The sequence below is a fragment of the Devosia sp. J2-20 genome (assembly GCF_055808475.1).
The window spans coordinates 347,841-366,218 of the sequence record NZ_CM147870.1 but is presented as its reverse complement, the minus strand read 5'-3'; the positions used below and the strand labels follow the sequence as shown (position 1 = coordinate 366,218).

Here is an 18,378-nt window from a genome sequence, read left to right as displayed (position 1 = left end):
GAAAGGCCAGTTGCGCCTCTCCCTCGTCTCCATCGCCGTGGAGCTTTACACAGCGACAAAGTCGAGCGCCAAGCCCAGCTTCCGCCAGATCCATGAGCCGACGGGCAAGCCGATCCACTACGAAAAAGTAGTGGCGGGCGTTGGTCCCGTCGACAAGGACGAGATCATGAAAGGGTTTGAGTACGAAAAGGGCGACTATGTCCTGCTCAGCAATGAGGAAATTGATGCGGTCAAACTCGACACGCGCAAGACCCTGGAACTGACGCAGTTTGTCGGCGCATGCGAAATCGATCCGATCTATTTTGATAAACCCTATTTCATCGTTCCCGCTGACGATCTGGCCGAAGATGCCTTCCGCGTCATCCGCGATGCCTTGCGGGCCAGCGAAAAGGTCGGGCTCGGTCAGCTGGCCCTGCGCGGCAAGGAATATCTGGTTGCCATCAAACCAACCGGCACGGGCCTGCTGCTTGAAACCCTCCACTACGAGGAGGAATTGCGCAAAGCTGATCCGTATTTTGCCGAAATCTCGGCAAAGAAGGCCGACGCCGAACTGCTCGAAGTTGCAACCGCCCTGATCGAGAAAAAGACCGCGCCCTTCGACGCGGGCGTGTTCAAGGACCACTATCAGGCCGCCCTGCGCGAGCTGATCGCCACCAAGCTGAAATCCAAGAGCAAAAAGGTGTCCACCAAGGATGAGCCCGCCGAGGCTGCACCCAGCGGCTCCAATGTCGTGGATTTGATGGCAGCGCTCAAATCGAGCCTTGAAGGCAGCTCCGGCGGCAAGAAAAACACCGGCCAAGAGCGCGCCGCGCAAGAAAGCCAGTTGATCCATGGCCAGCAAAGCCGACACGCTGCTCAAGGACTATCAGGCCAAGCGCGACTTCACCAAGACGCAGGAACCCTCAGGCCAGAGCGCCGTAACTGCCGGCGGCAACCGCTTCGTGGTCCAGAAACATGATGCAACGCGGCTGCACTATGATTTCCGCATCGAGCTTGATGGCGTGCTCAAAAGCTGGGCTGTGACCAAAGGACCTTCCGACAACCCCAGTGACAAGCGGCTTGCCGTTCGCGTCGAAGATCACCCCCTCGCCTATGGTGATTTCGAAGGCACGATCCCCGCCGACGAGTATGGCGGCGGCACCGTGATGCTCTGGGATCAGGGCACCTGGGAGCCCATTGGCGACCCACAAGAAGCGCTGGAGGGCGGCGACCTGAAAATGCGCCTGCATGGTCAGCGCATGAAGGGCGAATGGGTTCTGGTGCACATGAAGGGCCGCGACACCAAGCGCAAATCGGGTCCCGCTCGCCAGAACTGGCTCCTGATCAAACACCGCGATGAGCAGGCAAGGAACGAAGAAACGCTAACCACTCGCTTCACAAGATCGGTCTCGACCGGGCGCGATATGGCGGGAATCGCAAAGGGCCTCAAACCCAAAAAGACCACCAAGACCAAGGCTGATGCCGTCTGGCACTCTGACCCCGACAAGGCAGTCGACAATCCCGCACCCAACAAGCCCAAGAGCGGTAAGTCAGGCCAACTGCCCGAGTTTCGCCCGCCGCAGCTCGCGACGCTGAGCAGCGAGGTGCCCGAAGGCAATGATTGGGTGTTCGAGATGAAATATGACGGCTATCGCTGTCAGGCCGCGATAGCTGGCGATCAGGTCCGGCTGTTTACCCGCAACGGCAAGGACTGGACCGACCAGTTCGCCACCATCGTCCCGCCCCTGAGCCGCATCACCAAGGGTTCGGCGCTGATCGATGGCGAGCTCTGCGCCTTTGACAGCAAGGGACGCACCGATTTCTCCACCCTCAAACAGCGTCTGTCCGATGGCGGTCCTCTGACTTTCTTCGCATTTGATCTGATTGAAGAAAATGGCGAGGACACTGCCAAACTCAAGCTCACCGAGCGCAAGCGGCGGCTAGAAGCACTACTTGGTAGCATCGATGCATCTTCGCTTGTGCAACTCTCCACTCATGTCACGGGCAATGGCCAAAAGGTACTCGACGCCCTATGTCGCGAGAACCATGAGGGCATTATTGCCAAGCAGGCTGATGCTCCCTATCGCAGCGATCGCAATCGCAACTGGCTCAAGATTAAATGCGCGCGGCGGCAGGAATTTGTCATCGCGGGCTGGTCGCCTTCGTCAAAGAAGAAGACCTTCGCCTCCTTGCTCTTGGGCACTTGGGATGATGGCAAGCTGACCTATCGCGGTCGTGTCGGTACCGGGTTCAGTGTCGATGTCGCAGAAGAGTTGCAGCGCCAGCTCGACAGCCGCAGCCGCAAGACCAGCCCTTTCGCCCAAGTGCCCAAACCCATCGCCCGCAATGCCCGCTGGATCACGCCAGAGCTGGTGGCGGAAATCGGCTATGCGGAGTTTACCCCGGACGGGATTCTGCGCCATCCCTCGTTTCTGGGCCTGCGCGAAGACAAATCCGCCAAGGACGTCACGCTGGAAAAACCGACCGATCAGCCTGATGCAGCGGCACTGAACGCCAAGGCGGGTATCGCCGCTGCTGACAAGGCCGCTGTCCGCCTGACCAGCCCTGATCGGGTGGTCTATCCCGGACAGGGCGTGACCAAGGCCGAACTGGTTGCCTATTACGCTGCGGTCGCTGAACGCATGTTGCCCTACGTCGCCACCCGTCCGCTCAGCCTGCTGCGCTGCCCACAGGGTCGTGCCAAATACTGCTTCTTCCAGAAACACGACACGGGCGGCTTCCCGGACGCCATGAAGTCGCTGCTGATCACCGAAAAGGACGGTAGCAAGGATGACTATTTCTATATCGACGATCTGGCCGGCCTGATCGCGGGCACGCAGATGAACGTGCTCGAATGGCATCTCTGGGGATCACGCAACAAGGATGTCGAAAAGCCCGAGCGCATCATCTTTGACATCGATCCCGATGAAGGGCTTGGCTTTGCCGATGTGCGCGCAGCGGCCACCGATATTCGCGACGTGCTCAATGCCCTGGGGCTCAAAAGTTACCCGCTGGTGTCCGGCGGCAAGGGGGTGCATGTCATTGCCCCGCTGACACCAAGGGTTGCGTGGCCCGAGGTGAAAGCCTTCTGCAAGGGTCTGGCGCAACGACTGGCCGACGACCAGCCCGATCGCTACATCGCCACCATGAGCAAGGCCAAGCGCAAGGGTAAGCTGTTTATCGACTATCTGCGTAATGAACGCGGTTCGACGGCGATCGCCCCGTGGTCCAGCCGCTCCCGCGAAGGCGCTCCGGCTGCCGTGCCCGTGAGCTGGGATGAGTTGCAGAACGTCAAGTCCGCCAACCAGTTTACGCTCGCCGCTGCCGCCGAACGCGCCAGTGAAGCTGACCCATGGACAGACTATTTCGAGATCACCCAGTCCATCACCAAGCCCATGCTCAAAGCCGTCACCCAAGCCGACTAGGGCATGGGCACATTGATGCGTCGATCGATCGTCAGCGTCACCGCAATGACCACGAAGGCGAAGACCACCATGCCCAGCGCCAATATATGCGCCTGCCCCCATTGCAGGCGCTCGACATAGTCATAAAGCGCAATGGCCGTGACCTTGGTCTGCCCCGGGATATTGCCGCCAATCATCAGGACTACGCCAAACTCCCCCACCGTGTGGGCAAAGGTCATCACGGCGCCCGTGATATAGCCCGACCGCGCCAAGGGCAGCGCCACCCGCCAGAAGCGTTGCCAATTGCTCGCGCCAAGGCTTGATGCGGCTTCAAGCGGATCATCCCCAATGGCGGCAAATCCATTGCGCAGCGGCTGGACCATGAAGGGCAGTGAATAAAAGAATGAACCGATAACCAGACCGGTGAAGGAAAAGGCTAGCGTGCGCCCGCCCCACAGGCCGGCGATCCAGCCACCCGGGCCGTCAGGACCAAGCGCTATCAGCAGATAAAAACCCAGCACGGTTGGCGGCAAGACCAGCGGCATGGCCACCAGCGCGCCAACCAGTTCACGATAACGGCTCCTGCTACGCGCCAGCCACCAGGCAATCGGCGTGCCCACCAGCAACAGGATCAGCGTATTGATACTGGCCAGACTCAGCGTCACGCTGATCGGCGGCCATAGCTCAGCCAGATTCATTGCGGCGGTCCACTGCTGAAGTCATAGCCCGCCGCTTCTATCACACGATGGGCCGTCTCGCTGCGCAGGAAAGCCAGAAATGCCCGCGCCGCTGCGCTGTCGCGCCCAGGGTTAAGCAATACCGCATCCTGTGCAATGGGCTCGTAGAGCCCTTTTGGCACAATCCAGATACCCGTTTTGCCCGCCACCTGACTCAGCCCGACAAAACCGGCTTCAGCGTTGCCGCTTTCAACAAACTGCAACGTCTGGGTGATATTTTGTCCGATTACCAGTTTTGGCGCCAGCGCCGCCGTTAACCCCAGACGATCAAGTGCCTGCTGGGCGGCCAGACCATAGGGCGCCGATTGTGGATCGGCCATGGCCAGCTTGTTGAACCCACCGGAACGCAACACAGCCGCCCCGTCACGCACATCCAACGATCGGCTATAAAGCGCCAGCGCACCAACTGCATAGGTGAACTGTGTTCCCGCCACGCCAAAGCCTTCGGCAATGGCCCGGCTGGGTCGTGCCGCATCGGCAGCCAGGAGCACCGCATAGGGCGCGCCTTGGCTGATCTGGGCGTAGAGTTGGCCGGTTGCCCCGAAACTATAGACTAGGTGATGGTCTGTTTCGGCGGCAAACAGGAGGGCCAATTGTTCGGCCACGGCCGTAAAGTTGGCGGCAACCGCAACATGCACCGTCTCGGCGCGAACGGCACCGGGCAGCGCAAGACCGACAACAAGCCCAATGATCGCTGCGATCCTGCGCGGAGTGATGCTCATGGTTTCAAACGCACCACGGGCAGGCGCATTCAACTAGCCGCGCAGCTGACTGGCTTCGCGGGCCAGCGCTTCGATGCGGCCCCAGTCATTGGAAGCCAGCGCGTCGGCAGGCATGATCCAGGACCCGCCCACGCAGATCACATTGGGCAGGCCTAGATAGACCTTGGCCTTGGCAGGATCGATACCGCCGGTGGGGCAGAAAGTGATATCGGCCAGCGGCGAGGCAAAGGCCTTGAGCACCGGCGCACCGCCATTGGCTTCGGCCGGGAAGAACTTGAGAAAGCCATAGCCCCGCTCGGCAGCCGTCATCGCTTCGCTTGGCGTTGCAATACCGGGCAGCAGTGGAATGCTGATATCGTCGGCGGCGTCCAGAATGCGCGGCGAAATACCAGGCGACACCATGAACTGACAACCGGCATCAACGGACTGCTTCATATGCAGCGCGCTGCGCACCGTACCCGAACCAACAATGGCGCCCTCAACCTTGCCCATCTCTTCCATCACCTTGAGCGCATTTGGCGTTCGCAGCGTCACTTCCAGAATGGGTAGCCCACCGGCAACCAGCGCCTCGGCCAATGGCCGCGCCTGGCTGACATCGTCAAGAATGATCACCGGCACAACGGGGGCCAGCGACAGGATGGAACGAAGGGCAGCGGTATCTTGCGGCATGGTGGGCCTTTCAGCTGTGAGTTGGCCAAGGGTTAGGAGCTTGGCAAAATTCTAGCAAGCCCGTTCATTGAAAAGCGACGCAAAAATCCCTAGGTTCCGGCTCGACCTCGGGAGGATCGTGCATGGTGCAGACAATTAACGCGTTGACGCCTCTAGATGAGGCGCGCGCCATACTCGCCGAGCACTTCGATCTGAAATTCTCCAAGGCCATCGAGCGCGCCACCGCCAAGGTGTACGACAGGGTGCGCGACAAGATCCCCGAGATCGAATGGTCCTTCTATGCCCCGCTGATTTTTGAGATCAACCGGCTCAAGAAGGAAAAGGACGCGGTCATTCTGGCCCATAACTACCAGACACCGCAGATATATCACGGTGTCGCCGACATTGTTGGCGACAGCCTCCAGCTTGCTGTCGAGGCCACAAAGGTCCGCCAGCAGGTCATCGTCCAGTGCGGCGTTCACTTCATGGCCGAGACCTCGAAGCTGCTCAATCCCGACAAGACTGTGCTCATTCCCGACAGCCGCGCCGGATGCTCGTTGGCCTCCTCAATCACCGCAGAAGACGTCATCGCCATGCGCGAGATGTATCCCGGCGTGCCCGTTGTGACGTATGTGAACACCTCGGCGGCCGTTAAGGCCGTGACCGATGTGTGCTGCACCTCGTCCAATGCACTCGACATCGTCAATCGGGTCGAGGGTGACAGCGTCATCATGATCCCCGACCAGTATCTGGCCAAGAACACCGCCAAAAAGACCTCCAAGAAGGTCATTACCTGGGCGGGGGCCTGCGAGGTGCACGAAACCTTCACCGCAGAAGACATCTCCGAACTGCGCCACGCCTATCCCACCGCCAAGATCATCGCGCATCCCGAATGCCCGCCCGAGGTTATCGATGCGGTGGATTTTGCTGGCTCGACTGCTGCCATGATCGACTGGGTCAAGACCGAACGCCCCGCCCGGGTCGTGATGGTGACCGAGTGCTCCATGTCCGACAATGTTGCCAGTGAAACCACCGGTGTCGATTTCCTGCGCGGCTGCAATATCTGCCCGCACATGAAGCGCATCAACCTCGAGAACATCCTGTGGTCGCTGCACACCTTGACTGAGGAAGTTACGGTGCCCGAAGAAATCATTCCCGCAGCGCGGCTGGCCGTGGAGCGCATGATCGACATGAGCCGGAAGGGCGACTAGGCCCCCAGCACGTGCTGACGGTGGAAGGCCAGATGGGCCGGACTGGGTTGAAACAGCCCCTCCACCGGCACGAGCAGGCGTCGATCGGCGTTGAGCCGCACCAGAACTGCCGGGTCCAATGCGTCGGGGTTAGGCACGGTAATGCCGTAATCGTCTTCAATCAGGATCTGTCCTCGGCGAAAGGCCCGAGCAGCATGCTCTTCAAGCGCAATGTAGTTGTTGATCTGCAGCGGGCCGCCGGTCTCGCGCGGCCGGATCGCCTCGACTGCCAGATGCGGATGCAGCAGCCCCACATCGGCCAGAAACTGCTCGCCAGTCAACGCGCAACGATATCGGTAGGCGCTCAGTACCAGCCGGTAGATCGCCTCATAAGCTTCAAGCGGCGCAGCCGCGGCAAAGCCGCTCTGACGCTCTTCGCCAAGCCCGTTTTCGTCATCAGATCGCGCCGTCATTTTGGCTCCGGTCTTGCTACGCAAAAGACCTTAAGGGCAATTACCTAGTTTGAGAACCGCCCGGAGCCGGCCATGACCGTCATCGACAACACCCTCAATGCCGACGGCGCCCTGATTGTGGGTGCCGGACTGGCCGGTCTGTTCACCGCGCTCAAGCTGGCACCGCGACCCGTGACGGTACTCTCACCCAAGCCGTTGGGCATGGGGGCCAGCTCGGCCTGGGCTCAGGGCGGTGTAGCCGCCGCTGTGGGACAGGGCGACAGCTCTCACGCACATGCCGCCGACACCGAAATGGCTGGCGCCGGTATTGTCGATCACGGCACCGCCGAGAGTGTGACGGCAGAAGCGGCTGCCCGGATTGAAGATCTGGCGCGCTGGGGCACTCCGTTTGATCGCGACGATTTCGGCAATTATGCGCTGGGCAAAGAAGCAGCCCATTCGGCCAACCGCATCGTCAAGGTCGAGGGTGATCGCGCGGGCTGGGCCATCATGCAGGCAATCATCGCCGAAGTGCGCCGCACCCCCTCTATCCGCGTCGTCGAAGGCATTACCGCGCTCAGCCTGGCCCGCGACAATGGTCGCATTGTCGGTGTCTTCTGCCGCAAGCTAGGCGACCGCTACTCCGAACCCGTGTTCATCCGCGCGCGTGCAACCGTACTGGCTGCTGGTGGTCTGGGCGGCCTTTACGCTGTCACCACCAATCCGCCGGGCGTACGCGGACATGCCATGGGCATGGCAGCTCGCGCCGGAGCGCTGATTGCCGATGCCGAATTCGTGCAGTTTCACCCGACCGCCATAGCGACCAGTGCCGACCCTGCCCCGCTTGCCACTGAAGCACTGCGCGGCGAAGGCGCCATTCTGGTCAATGATCTGGGCGAGCGCTTCATGCCCGCCATTCATCCCGACGCCGAACTGGCGCCGCGGGACATTGTCGCCCGCGCCAATTTCCGACAGATCCAGTCAGGCCGACAGGTCTTTCTCGACACACGGCAGGCCCTGGGTGCCGATATTCTGACGCGTTTTCCGACCGTCTCCCAGTATTGCCTTGATGCCGGTATCGACCCGGTTGCGGGCATGATCCCGGTTACCCCGGCAGCCCATTTTCACATGGGCGGCGTTAAGGTTGACGAACGCGGGCGCTCTTCACTCCCCGGCCTTTGGGTCTGCGGCGAAGCCAGTTGCACAGGGCTGCATGGCGCCAACCGACTGGCCTCGAATTCGCTACTAGAGGCCACGGTCTATGGCGCCCGGATAGCCGATGACATTGGCGGACTCGAGCCCGTACGCAATCTTGCCCCGTTCAAGGGCATCGAATGGGACGAAGCCGAAGGCGCCAAGGCCGAGGCCATTTTGCGCGACCTCCCCGCCGTCCAGCAATTGCGCCGGGTCATGACCGATCTGGTGGGCGTAGAACGCGATGTTGCCGGCCTTAGCCTGGCCCTGCAGCAGATCGCCCGGCTCGAAGCCACGGCCGAGCACGTCACCAGTGCTTTTCTCAACATGACCACTTCGGCCACTCTGGTCGCAGCGGCAGCGCTCAAGCGCACCGAAAGCCGAGGCGGCCACTACCGCACCGATTTTCCCGAAACTGACGAGCACTGGGAGCACCACACCACCATGGCGCTCGATGAAGCGCTGGCAATCCGCGCCAACGCCTGATCACTCGGCCAGCAGGAATTCGGCCAGCGCCATGCGATCTTCCGCGGTCCATTGTGAGGTGCCTTCGGCAACGACTTCGCCCATCGCCCCACCGAGCAGATCAAAACCCGGCGTAAACCCGTCGACAAGCGTTTGCGCCAGTGTCTCGGTGTCATACCCTTCGTCGATCAGCGCGGCACGGGTCAGGGGTGGTGCCTTGCCACCCACACCGCCTGGCGAACCAGTTAGCGCCTGACCCCAGTCGAGCGCCCCTAATGCGTTGCGCGGTGAGTGACAGGCTACGCAATGGGCTGGCCCATACGCCAGATACTTGCCGCGATTATAGGCGTCGGATTTGTCGGCTTCAGGCACAAATCGGCCAGGAGAAAAGAACAGGTTTTTCCACCCCGCCATGGCAAGCCGGATATTGAAGGGAAAGCCAATATCGCTCGCGGGCGCCGCATCACTCACCGGTTCGGTGGCCATCAGTGCCGCGTAGAGATCGACGATCTCCTGATCGCTCATCAGCGTATAATGCTCATAGGGAAACACGGGATAGAGATTACCCCGCGGCCCCATGCCATTGCTCATGGCGTCACTGAACTGCGAAATGGTCCAGTCGCCGATGCCAGCGGCCTTATCGGAGGTAATATTAGGCGGCACAAAAGTACCAAACTGTGTTTCAAGTCCGGCACCGCCTGACAGGAAGGCCCGGTCATTGGCGGTATCGGTGTGACAAGCGACACAACCGCCCAGACGGATCAGGTAATTGCCACGCGTAACGTCACCGATCAGCGTCAAATCGCGTTCAGGCCCGCTAACCGGCTTGAGCATGTAAACGGCCGCACCGACACCAATGACGGCCGCAGCCGCCACACCCCAGATCCACCGCCGCATCATTCACCCTCTCAACTGATCAGGCGATACAAGCAGAGCGAGCCGGTCGGAGCAATCGGCGATGTCCTCACGAGGCCGCGAGATAGGGAGCGGGATGCTCAGCCAGCCAGAACGGCGTCGACTTCGGCACGGGTCGGCGGCTTACAGCCCTTGCGACCACAATTGATACCGGCCACCACCGCGCCAAAACGCAGCATGTCTGCCAGTGCGGCATCGCCCAGAGCGTTGAGCTTGCCCGGTTTGAGAAGGTCGCGCTCGTTCAGCCAGGACAGAATGCCTGCCATCAGACTGTCACCGGCGCCCACTGTGTCCCCAAAAACCGGCGGTGCATAGATAGCGGCCTGCGCGGTTCCCGCAGCGGTAAAGGCATGTGATCCTTTTTCGCCCAGCGTCACCACGACAAGTTCGCAATTGGGACGGGCCAACAGGTCGGCAGCGTGTTGCTCAAGAGCCTTCGTACTGTCGAGCGCTTCGAGGTCTTCCTCGGATACCTTCACGACATGGGCCAGGTCCAGAAAGCTCGACAGCCGCGCCTTGTAGCCTTCGAAATCATCGATCAGGCTGGGGCGTACATTGGGGTCCATCGAAATGGTCGCGCCCTTGGCGATGGCGGCATGCACCACCTGCTGCCATTGTTCAGCTTCCGCCGGCTTGATCGGGCAGAACCCGCCAATCTGGTATAGCTCAAGCTGGGCGGGCAGTGCAGCAATGGCCCTGGCGGCGTCGATAGCGCCATCGGCGGAACGATAAAAGCCATAGCGCGCATTGTGGTTGTCATCAAAATTGATAACGGCCAGCGTCGTATATTCCGACACGCGCTCAGGCAACAAGGCGACAACGCCTGCAGCTTCCAGCGGCCCCAGCAGGTAGTCGCCAAAGGCATCCGACGAGATCGGGCACAGGAAGCCGGTCGAGTTACCCAGCTTGGACAAGGCGATCGCACAATTATAGGGCGAACCGCCCTGATGCGCGGTCATCACGATCTGGTTTTCACCATCGCGTCCGATAAGTTCGCCACCGGGCAGTGCCACCTCGGCCTTGAGATCGATCAGGCTTTCGCCACCAACAACAAACATTCAGGCCTCCTTGGCTGACACTACGCCACTTTCGCGCTGTCCGCTGCGACATAGCATTTTTGCCCAGTTTGTCACCAGCCACACGCGCTCATTCGACCCCCAAAGCCCCGTAGCTGTTGACCTTGGCCCCTTATGCTGCTCAATCCATTTGCAATAGAGCCGGGAATGGAACAAAAACCCTCGGCCACTCGGCGACAAAAGGGGAGGACTGTCTGTTGCAACTACTTGCCTGGATTGTCAGGGGGATCAGCACCATCAACAGGGTGGCTGGCGAAACCCTCTCCTGGTTGGCGCTGGCCTGTGTGCTGGTCTGTTTCACCGTTGTTGTGCAGCGCTACGTCTTTTCAACCAGCGTGCTGTGGATGCAGGACCTCTATGTCTGGCTGAGCGGCGCCATGTTCACCGGCGTTGCCGGTTTTGCGCTGCTGCGCGATGATCACGTCCGCGTTGACATCTTCTACCGCCCCGCCTCGACCCGCTGGAAAGCCATTGCCGACCTGTTCGGCGTGGTGGTCTTCCTGCTGCCCTTTATCTACGTCGTCCTGACCTATGGCTGGCCCGCCATCGCCCGCTCCTGGAGCTATCAGGAGGCCTCGGGCAATGTCGGCGGCATGCCGGGCCTGTTCGTGCTCAAGAGCTTCATCATCGTGTTTGCCGTACTGGTCGGCCTGCAAGGCATCGCCATGGCCTGCCGCGCCATTCTGGTGCTGACCGGACAGCAGGACCTGCTGCCCGCGCATCTGCGCTACGTAAACAACGAAGAAGCGGAGACCGCCCCGTGAGTGCTGTTCTGATCGGCGAAATTCTCGCCTGCCTCATGTTCGTGGGCGTCATTGGCGTCTTGCTGATTGGTTTCCCCGTCGCCTTTTCCCTGGCTGGTACCGCGCTGATCTTTGGCGTGGTCGGCTGGCTGATGGGGGTCTATGACCCTTCTAACTATGCCTCGATCATTGGTCGCTATATCGGCCTTATGAGCAGCGAAACTCTGGTCGCTGTGCCGCTATTTGTCTTCATGGGCGTCATGCTTGAGCGCAGTGGTATCGCCGAGCGCCTGCTGCTGACCATGGGCAAGCTCTTCGGCAATCTGCGCGGCGGCCTGGGCATCTCCGTCATTATCGTGGGCGCCATGCTGGCCGCTTCCACCGGCGTTGTGGGCGCCACAGTGGTCACCATGGGCCTGATCTCGCTGCCGGCGATGCTGCGGGCGGGCTACGATCCCAAGCTGGCCACGGGCGTTATCTGCGCCTCGGGCACGCTGGGTCAGATCATCCCACCCTCCACCGTGCTGATCTTCATGGGCGACATGCTTGCCGGCATCAACGCCCAGGTTCAGATGGAAAAAGGCAACTTCGCGCCCGAACCCGTTTCAGTTGGCGCACTGTTTGCCGGTGCCCTGCTGCCCGGCATGATGCTGGTCGGCCTGTACCTGTGCTGGGTGATCTACAAAGCCATCACCGATCCCGCTTCGGCGCCGGCAACCCCGGTTCCTGAAGATGAGAAAAAGCACCTGGCCCGCGAAGTCATGGTCGCTCTGGTGCCGCCACTTCTGCTGATCATCGCCGTGCTCGGCTCGATCCTGGGCGGCATTGCCACCCCCACAGAAGCCGCATCGGTCGGCTCGGTAGGCGCCATGGTGCTGGCCATCGCCAACCGCAAGTTCACCTTCAGCATCCTGCGCCAGGCAGTGATTTCCACCGCCACCATCACATCGATGGTGTTCATCATCCTGTTCGGTGCTGCCGTATTCTCGGTGGTCTTCCGCATGATGGGCGGCGACAATCTGGTGCATGCCTTCCTGTCCAACATGCCCGGCGGCGCCATTGGCGCCACCATCATCGTCATGTTGATCATGTTCATGCTCGGCTTCATCCTGGACACCTTCGAGATCATCTTCATTGTGATCCCGATCACCGCACCAGTCCTGCTGACGCTTGGCGTCGATCCAATCTGGCTCGGTGTCATGGTTGGCGTAAATCTGCAGACCAGCTTCCTGACGCCGCCCTTTGGCTTCGCACTGTTCTATCTGCGCGGCGTGGCGCCACCACAGGTGAGCACCGGCATGATCTATCGCGGGGTCATCCCCTTCGTGCTGCTGCAGGTGGTGGGCCTGGCCCTGTTGTTCATGTTCCCCCAATTGGTGACATGGCTACCCGAACTGCTCTACCACTAGGCAGATGCAATATTCCAAACAGCAAAAAGCCCGGGCGCGAGCCCGGGCTTTTCTTTGTTCGATCCGGCTGACAGCCTAGTACTTGATGTACTTCTGACGTGCGGTGAGGAACGGTGCATCCGTACCTTCGGTGCGTTCACGCAGCAGGTTGAAGGCCGAGATAAAGCTCTCTGCCGTTTCCTTGGTGAGTGCATCGCCGCCTTCGCGGATCTCGGCAATCACTTCCATCGATGCCTTAGCGCCGGCTTCCAGGATTTCATCCGGGAATGCGCGGACCTGAACGCCGTGATCATCAACCAGCGAGCGCAGTGCGCGCGGATCATTGGCGTACATGTCCGACGCCACGTCATCATAGGATGCCTGGGCGCAAACGCTGACCAGTTCCTGCAGATCAGGGGGCAGTTCAGCCAGCTTGGACTTGTTGACCACCAGTTCGGTGGCAAGACCCGGCTCAACAAAGCTTGGGAAGTAGTAGTTCTTGGCGACCTGATAGAAGCCCAGTGCCAGATCGTTGTACGGGCCAACGAATTCAGCGGCATCAAGCGTACCGGACTGCAGCGCAGCAAAGATTTCGCCAGCAGCCATATTGGTCACCGAGGCGCCAAGCTTGGCCCAGACCTGACCGCCCAGACCAGGCGTACGGAAGCGCAGACCCTGCACATCAGCAACGCCGGTCAGTTCGTTCTTGAACCAGCCGCCGGCCTGAGTACCGGTATCACCCGACAGGTAGCCCTTGAGGCCGAACTGGTCGTAGATCTTGTCCCACTGTTCCTGGCCGCCGAGATAGCGCACCCAGGAAGCCAGTTCACGGCTGGTCATGCCGTATGGCACCCCCGTGAAGAAGCTCAGTGCCTGACTCTTGTTCTGCCAGTAATAGGCAGCGCCATGGCTCATTTCGGCCGAACCGTCGATCACGGCATCCAGAGCCTGAAGGCCGGGCACCATTTCGCCCGATGCGAACACCTGAACATTCAGGCGACCGCCCGAGGCATTGGTGATGCGATCAGCCAGCTTCTGTGCGCCAACGCCCAGACCGGGGAAGTTCTTGGGCCAGGTGGTAACCATGCGCCAGTTGTAGACATCCTGAGCAATGGCAGGTGTGGCAAGCGTTGTTGCTGCCGCAGCACCGATCGTAGCGACCGAGGCCGACTTGAAGAATTCGCGTCTCTTCATTCTATTTCTCCCTAACTCGCACGCACTTTTGCGTGCGATGCCAGTGTCACGTCCACCCTCTCCCAGATGGCGCGCACCAGTTGGCGCTACAAAAGCAATGTAGCGCCGTCGTGTCCAGCATCATGTTGCTCAGACAGCATAATCGGACCACCCCAATTTCTTTTCCATCGACGGGATTAAACCGCCGCGCCTGGTGTTGATGTCAGTGAAGGCCGCATTCGTGGCCCGAACCCAGAGGGAGATTTCCATGCTTATTCGTTCATTTCTGGCAGGCGCTGCCGCACTCGCCTTTCTGACCGCACCAACCCTGGCCCAGGAGCTTGCTGGCGGCGCGGTCAAAGCAGCCGACATTGCTGGCCAGACAGTGCTCACCGATGCCAATGGCATGACGCTCTACATTTTCGACAAGGACAGCGAAAACGTCAGCAATTGCTACGATCAGTGCGCCGCCAACTGGCCCCCGCTCTTGGCCGATGACGGTGCCACGGCAGATGACGCATTCAGCGTTGTCGAGCGCACCGACGGCACCAGCATGTGGGCTTATAAGGGCGCGCCGCTCTATTATTGGATCAACGATACCCAGCCCGGCGAGACCACAGGTGACGGCGTCGGCGGCGTCTGGCATCTTGCAGTTCAATAAGCCCCGGGCGGTCCAGTGAGCGATTTCCTTGATCAGGTCGAAACCTGCGTACCGGCCCTGCGGCGCTATGCCCGGGCGCTGACACGCAATGCCGATCTGGCCGACGATCTGGTTCAGGACTGCCTCGAACGCGCCATTTCCAGACGCGGCCTGTTCCGACCCACTGGACCAGTCCGCGCCTGGTTATTCACTGTGTTGCTCAACCTGCATCGCAATCAATTGCGCCAGGCACAGCGGCGTGGCCAACCGGTGGACTTTGACCGCGTTCCCGAGCCCTCGACCCCCGCCCCGCAACCGGGCCATATTGCACTGGCCGAAACGGCCCGTGCTATCGACACCCTGCCACTGGAGCAGAAGGAAGCCTTGCTGCTGATCGCCCTTGAAGGCCTGCCCTATGCGGAGGCCGCCGCCATTCTCAAAATCCCGCTAGGTACGCTGATGAGCCGGCTGGGCCGGGCCCGCCATGCCCTGCGTCTGGCCACAGGCACACCCGCCGAGCCGCATCTGAGGACGGTAAAATGAGCCTGATCACCCGTGACACACTGATGGCCTTCGTCGATGGACAGCTGGATCCTGCACAGATCCCGGCCGTCCAGGCCTATCTGGCGGCCAATCCCGACGCAGCCGCCGAACTCGCCTTGATGCAGCGCCAGACCCAGGCATTGCAGAGCCTTTTCGACCCCGTGGCTGCCGAACCGGTTCCGGCACGCTTGCGCGCGCGCCGAATTGCCGCCGAACAGATCCAGCACCGTAGCCGGACCTGGCGCTGGGCCGCAGCGGCAGTCGTACTTTTGGCACTCGGTCTGGGCGCCGGCTGGTTTGCCCGACCCGTTTTTGATGCCCCCTCAGCCAGCGCCACGCTGATCGCCGATGCAGTCAATGCCCACACGGTCTTTGTCGCCGAAAACCGTCATGCAGTCGAAGTGGGCGGCGATGACAGTGCCCATCTCTCGAGCTGGCTCTCCAACCGTCTCGACACCAATCTGGGCATGCCCGATCTGAGCGCCCAGGGATTTGTCTTGGTCGGTGGTCGACTACTGCCGGGCGAACCGGAACTGGGCGGCCGGGCAGCCCAGCTAATGTATGAGAATACCAGCCAGCAGCGCATCACCGTCTATGTGACGGCCGCGCTCCCCGACCGGCAACAGGTCACCCAATTGGCCAGTGTGGACAATACCGAGGCCTTTTACTGGGCCAATGCCCGCATCACCTGCACAGTGGTTGGCACCCTGCCCGTCGATCAGATGCAAGCGGTGTCCCAGGCGGTTTACGTCCAGCTCACCGAAGGTGACATCAGCGCCGCACGTTATCGCAGCTAGGCGTTGGCGACCGGCGCATTGCGGGGAGGAATGTCGTTGGAATAGATATTGTGCAGCCCGACATCGAGAATGTCGCGCTCGCCGCACAGCGCCATGGTGGTGTCGAGTTCCTTGCGCATGATCTCCAGCACCCGGGTCACACCGGCTTCACCGCCCGCGCCTAACCCGTACAGCATGGGTCGACCGATAAAGGTGCCCTTGGCACCATAGGCCAGCGCCTTGACCACATCCTGACCCGAGCGAATGCCGCTATCGAGATAGACTTCCGTGCGCTTGCCAATGGCATCCATGATCTCGGGCAAAACCCGAATGGTGGAGGGCGCGCCGTCAAGCTGGCGACCGCCATGATTGGAAACAATCACTGCATCAGCACCATTGTCGACCGCAGCCTTGGCGTCTTCAGGGTCCAGCACGCCCTTGACGATTACCGGCCCGCCAAAGCGCCTCTTCACCCAGGCGATATCAGCCCAGTTCAACGTTGGATCAAACTGGCTGGCCGTCCAGGCCGAGAGCGAAGCCAGATCGTGATCACCCCCCACATGCCCCACAATATTGCGGAAGGTGTGCCGCTTGGTGCCCAGCATGCGCGCGCACCACAAGGGGTGCTGCATCATCTGCCACACCGATTTGGCGTTGAACTTGGGCGGGGTGGAGAGCCCGTTGTGAATGTCCTTGTGACGCTGGCCCAGGATCTGCAGATCCATGGTCAGTACCAGCGCCGAGCACTTCGCTGCCTTGGCCCGATCAATCAACCGTTCGATGAAGTCGCGGTCGCGCATCACATAGAGCTGAAACCAGAATGGCGCGCTCGTGTTCTCGGCAATATCCTCGATCGAGCACACCGCCATGGTCGAGAGCGTGAAGGGCACGCCGAATTTCTCGGCTGCCTTGGCGGCCTTGATCTCGCCATCAGCAATCTGCATGCCGCCCGTCGCAGCAGGTGCAATCGCAACAGGCATGGTGATCTGCTTGCCCAGCATCTCGGTCTTGAGATTGCGTCCCTCGAGATTGACGGCCACCTTCTGCTTGAGGCTGATCTTGTTGAAGTCGCTCTCATTGGCGCGATAAGTGCCCTCGGTATAGCTGCCGGAGTCGGCGTATTCGAAGAACATCTTGGGCACTGAACGCCGCGCCCGGGTTTTCATCTCGTCAACGGTGAGGATCTTGTCGAGACTGGACATGTGCGGCGCTCCTGAACTGTCCGCATGCCCTAGCAACTAACATGTTAGTCGTCAATTGCTGGTGGGACGCGTCCAAGCACTGCATACATCGCGAGTATTGAGAAACGAGGGACCTCGCGCTCGTCGGGCTGACGGGCCGCCACATCTCATGACAGATCGACTTGCCACTCGACACTGCTTGCCATCAAATGCGCACAAAACGAGAGGGGGCGACTATGGCAGTCAGCGGCGACGCACTTGAGATTATCGACAACCGGTTCAAGGAACTCACGATCGGCATCGCGCCCCTCGAAACCCATTACGACCAGTGCCTGTGGGCCGAAGGACCGGTCTGGTTCGCCGATGGCAATTACCTGGTGTGGAGCGATATTCCCAACAATCGCATGCTAAAATTTGTGCCCGGACTTGGCGTTACCACATTTCGCGCACCCTCCGATTTCGTCAACGGCAACACCCGCGACCGTCAGGGTCGGCTGATTTCCTGCTCGCACGGTGCCCGCGCCGTACTGCGCACCGAATATGATGGCACGATCACTACTCTGATCGATAGCTATCAGGGCAAACGCCTCAACTCACCCAATGACGTGGTGGTCAAATCCGATGACACGATCTGGTTCACCGATCCGCCCTACGGCATCGTTTCGGACTATGAGGGCTATCGCTCTGAACAGGAGCAGCCCGGTTGCTTCGTCTATCGCTTTGATCCCGCAGATAACTCACTGACCGTGGTCGCCGACGACTTTGCCAAGCCCAATGGACTGGCCTTTTCGCCCGATGAATCGCTGCTTTACGTATCAGATACCGGTCGCAGCCATGACCCCGAATGGCCCATTCAGATCCGTCAGTTCAATGTCGACGGCGCCCGGTTGACCAGTCCCAAGGTCTTCGCCGATATCGATAGCGGGCTCTCTGATGGGTTCCGTCTTGATGTTGCGGGCAATATCTGGAGCAGTGCCGGGTTGGGCGTAAATGTCTATGACCCCCAAGGCACACTGCTTGGCCGCATCCACACCGGCGCCAAGACCGCCAACGTGGAGTTCGGCGGACCAAAGCGGAACCGGCTATTCATCACCTGCAACCAGTTCCTGATGTCGACCCATGTCAATATTCAGGGGGTGCAGCGGCGTTGAG

At 60.5% G+C, this 18,378-nt stretch carries 18 protein-coding genes; 10 read left to right on the top strand and 8 right to left on the bottom strand.

Annotated features, from left to right (window positions below; all coding sequences use genetic code 11):
- The first annotated feature begins 10 nt into the window (after positions 1–10).
- Both ku and ligD read left to right on the top strand, forming a co-directional pair.
- Positions 11–958 carry a non-homologous end joining protein Ku gene (gene ku, locus AC0L37_RS01835; RefSeq protein WP_473314030.1) on the top strand — a complete coding sequence of 316 codons (948 nt, stop codon included), beginning with the start codon at positions 11–13 and terminating at the stop codon, positions 956–958.
- Positions 852–3,404 (top strand): DNA ligase D, encoded by a 2,553-nt coding sequence (ligD, locus tag AC0L37_RS01830; protein WP_473315294.1) that lies wholly within the window; start codon positions 852–854, stop codon positions 3,402–3,404. Before ku ends, ligD begins: the two co-directional genes overlap by 107 nt.
- On the opposite strand, the gene modB is transcribed toward ligD, so the two are convergent.
- Genes modB through eda form a run of 3 tightly spaced genes read right to left on the bottom strand, consistent with a single transcriptional unit; the run spans position 3,401 to position 5,511 of the window.
- On the bottom strand, positions 3,401–4,081 hold the full coding sequence (gene modB, locus AC0L37_RS01825) for a molybdate ABC transporter permease subunit (protein ID WP_212656784.1): 681 nt from the start codon (positions 4,079–4,081) through the stop codon (positions 3,401–3,403). The two genes, ligD and modB, sit on opposite strands and share 4 nt — an antisense overlap.
- Entirely contained in the window at positions 4,078–4,842 is a 765-nt protein-coding gene (gene modA, locus AC0L37_RS01820; RefSeq protein WP_282222152.1) for a molybdate ABC transporter substrate-binding protein, read from the bottom strand. Before modA ends, modB begins: the two co-directional genes overlap by 4 nt.
- A gap of 33 nt (positions 4,843–4,875) precedes the next feature.
- Positions 4,876–5,511 carry a bifunctional 4-hydroxy-2-oxoglutarate aldolase/2-dehydro-3-deoxy-phosphogluconate aldolase gene (eda, locus tag AC0L37_RS01815; protein ID WP_282222153.1) on the bottom strand — a complete coding sequence of 212 codons (636 nt, stop codon included), beginning with the start codon at positions 5,509–5,511 and terminating at the stop codon, positions 4,876–4,878.
- Positions 5,512–5,633: 122 nt separating this feature from the next.
- Between eda and nadA the strand changes: the two genes are divergently transcribed.
- Positions 5,634–6,701 (top strand): quinolinate synthase NadA, encoded by a 1,068-nt coding sequence (nadA, locus tag AC0L37_RS01810; RefSeq protein ID WP_282222154.1) that lies wholly within the window; start codon positions 5,634–5,636, stop codon positions 6,699–6,701.
- Here the strand turns inward: nadA and AC0L37_RS01805 are convergent.
- Positions 6,698–7,153, bottom strand: coding sequence for a hypothetical protein (locus tag AC0L37_RS01805; RefSeq protein ID WP_282222155.1), 456 nt, complete (start codon positions 7,151–7,153; stop codon positions 6,698–6,700). The genes nadA and AC0L37_RS01805 overlap by 4 nt on opposite strands.
- Positions 7,154–7,225: 72 nt before the next feature.
- Here AC0L37_RS01805 and AC0L37_RS01800 point away from each other — a divergent pair, with 72 nt between their 5' ends.
- The gene (locus AC0L37_RS01800; protein WP_282222156.1) at positions 7,226–8,812 is read left to right on the top strand and encodes an L-aspartate oxidase; all 1,587 of its coding nucleotides are present in this window, start codon (positions 7,226–7,228) and stop codon (positions 8,810–8,812) included.
- Here the strand turns inward: AC0L37_RS01800 and AC0L37_RS01795 are convergent, their stop codons facing one another.
- On the bottom strand, positions 8,813–9,691 hold the full coding sequence (locus AC0L37_RS01795) for a c-type cytochrome (protein WP_282222157.1): 879 nt from the start codon (positions 9,689–9,691) through the stop codon (positions 8,813–8,815).
- Between the two features lie 95 nt (positions 9,692–9,786).
- Positions 9,787–10,764 (bottom strand): carbohydrate kinase family protein, encoded by a 978-nt coding sequence (locus tag AC0L37_RS01790; RefSeq protein WP_282222158.1) that lies wholly within the window; start codon positions 10,762–10,764, stop codon positions 9,787–9,789.
- A gap of 215 nt (positions 10,765–10,979) precedes the next feature.
- Between AC0L37_RS01790 and AC0L37_RS01785 the strand changes: the two genes are divergently transcribed.
- Together AC0L37_RS01785 and AC0L37_RS01780 are read left to right on the top strand one after the other, a co-directional pair.
- A complete protein-coding gene (locus tag AC0L37_RS01785) occupies positions 10,980–11,546 on the top strand; it encodes a TRAP transporter small permease subunit (RefSeq protein ID WP_212656776.1) in 567 nt (188 codons plus the stop codon).
- Positions 11,543–12,934, top strand: coding sequence for a TRAP transporter large permease (locus AC0L37_RS01780; RefSeq protein ID WP_212656775.1), 1,392 nt, complete (start codon positions 11,543–11,545; stop codon positions 12,932–12,934). The genes AC0L37_RS01785 and AC0L37_RS01780 overlap by 4 nt, the downstream gene beginning before the upstream one ends.
- A 75-nt stretch (positions 12,935–13,009) precedes the next feature.
- Here AC0L37_RS01780 and AC0L37_RS01775 read toward each other — a convergent pair whose 3' ends face one another.
- Positions 13,010–14,107: a TRAP transporter substrate-binding protein gene (locus AC0L37_RS01775; RefSeq protein WP_212656774.1), complete on the bottom strand. Its 1,098-nt coding sequence runs from the start codon at positions 14,105–14,107 to the stop codon at positions 13,010–13,012.
- A 247-nt stretch (positions 14,108–14,354) separates the two neighbouring features.
- On the opposite strand from AC0L37_RS01775, the gene AC0L37_RS01770 reads away from it, so the two are divergent.
- The 3 genes from AC0L37_RS01770 to AC0L37_RS01760 are packed head-to-tail and all read left to right on the top strand — an operon-like array spanning position 14,355 to position 16,066.
- Positions 14,355–14,747 carry a COG4315 family predicted lipoprotein gene (locus tag AC0L37_RS01770; protein ID WP_282222159.1) on the top strand — a complete coding sequence of 131 codons (393 nt, stop codon included), beginning with the start codon at positions 14,355–14,357 and terminating at the stop codon, positions 14,745–14,747.
- A 15-nt stretch (positions 14,748–14,762) separates the two neighbouring features.
- Positions 14,763–15,269: a sigma-70 family RNA polymerase sigma factor gene (locus AC0L37_RS01765; RefSeq protein WP_212656772.1), complete on the top strand. Its 507-nt coding sequence runs from the start codon at positions 14,763–14,765 to the stop codon at positions 15,267–15,269.
- Positions 15,266–16,066 carry an anti-sigma factor family protein gene (locus AC0L37_RS01760; RefSeq protein WP_282222160.1) on the top strand — a complete coding sequence of 267 codons (801 nt, stop codon included), beginning with the start codon at positions 15,266–15,268 and terminating at the stop codon, positions 16,064–16,066. Before AC0L37_RS01765 ends, AC0L37_RS01760 begins: the two co-directional genes overlap by 4 nt.
- On the opposite strand, the gene AC0L37_RS01755 is transcribed toward AC0L37_RS01760, so the two are convergent.
- Positions 16,063–17,247, bottom strand: a complete 1,185-nt coding sequence (locus tag AC0L37_RS01755) for an alpha-hydroxy acid oxidase (protein WP_282222161.1) — start codon at positions 17,245–17,247, stop codon at positions 16,063–16,065. The two genes, AC0L37_RS01760 and AC0L37_RS01755, sit on opposite strands and share 4 nt — an antisense overlap.
- A 215-nt stretch (positions 17,248–17,462) precedes the next feature.
- Between AC0L37_RS01755 and AC0L37_RS01750 the strand changes: the two genes are divergently transcribed.
- Positions 17,463–18,377 (top strand): SMP-30/gluconolactonase/LRE family protein, encoded by a 915-nt coding sequence (locus tag AC0L37_RS01750; protein ID WP_282222162.1) that lies wholly within the window; start codon positions 17,463–17,465, stop codon positions 18,375–18,377.
- Position 18,378 lies beyond the last annotated feature (1 nt).

Excerpts from the sequence above, each read along its gene's own strand:
- modB (WP_212656784.1), bottom strand. The coding sequence starts at position 4,081 with ATGAATCTGGCTGAGCTATGGCCGCCGATCAGCGTGACGCTGAGTCTG.
- modA (WP_282222152.1), bottom strand. The coding sequence starts at position 4,842 with ATGAGCATCACTCCGCGCAGGATCGCAGCGATCATTGGGCTTGTTGTC.
- eda (WP_282222153.1), bottom strand. The coding sequence starts at position 5,511 with ATGCCGCAAGATACCGCTGCCCTTCGTTCCATCCTGTCGCTGGCCCCC.
- nadA (WP_282222154.1), top strand. The coding sequence starts at position 5,634 with ATGGTGCAGACAATTAACGCGTTGACGCCTCTAGATGAGGCGCGCGCC.
- AC0L37_RS01805 (WP_282222155.1), bottom strand. The coding sequence starts at position 7,153 with ATGACGGCGCGATCTGATGACGAAAACGGGCTTGGCGAAGAGCGTCAG.
- AC0L37_RS01800 (WP_282222156.1), top strand. The coding sequence starts at position 7,226 with ATGACCGTCATCGACAACACCCTCAATGCCGACGGCGCCCTGATTGTG.
- AC0L37_RS01795 (WP_282222157.1), bottom strand. The coding sequence starts at position 9,691 with ATGATGCGGCGGTGGATCTGGGGTGTGGCGGCTGCGGCCGTCATTGGT.
- AC0L37_RS01790 (WP_282222158.1), bottom strand. The coding sequence starts at position 10,764 with ATGTTTGTTGTTGGTGGCGAAAGCCTGATCGATCTCAAGGCCGAGGTG.
- AC0L37_RS01775 (WP_212656774.1), bottom strand. The coding sequence starts at position 14,107 with ATGAAGAGACGCGAATTCTTCAAGTCGGCCTCGGTCGCTACGATCGGT.
- AC0L37_RS01770 (WP_282222159.1), top strand. The coding sequence starts at position 14,355 with ATGCTTATTCGTTCATTTCTGGCAGGCGCTGCCGCACTCGCCTTTCTG.
- AC0L37_RS01760 (WP_282222160.1), top strand. The coding sequence starts at position 15,266 with ATGAGCCTGATCACCCGTGACACACTGATGGCCTTCGTCGATGGACAG.
- AC0L37_RS01755 (WP_282222161.1), bottom strand. The coding sequence starts at position 17,247 with ATGTCCAGTCTCGACAAGATCCTCACCGTTGACGAGATGAAAACCCGG.
- AC0L37_RS01750 (WP_282222162.1), top strand. The coding sequence starts at position 17,463 with ATGGCAGTCAGCGGCGACGCACTTGAGATTATCGACAACCGGTTCAAG.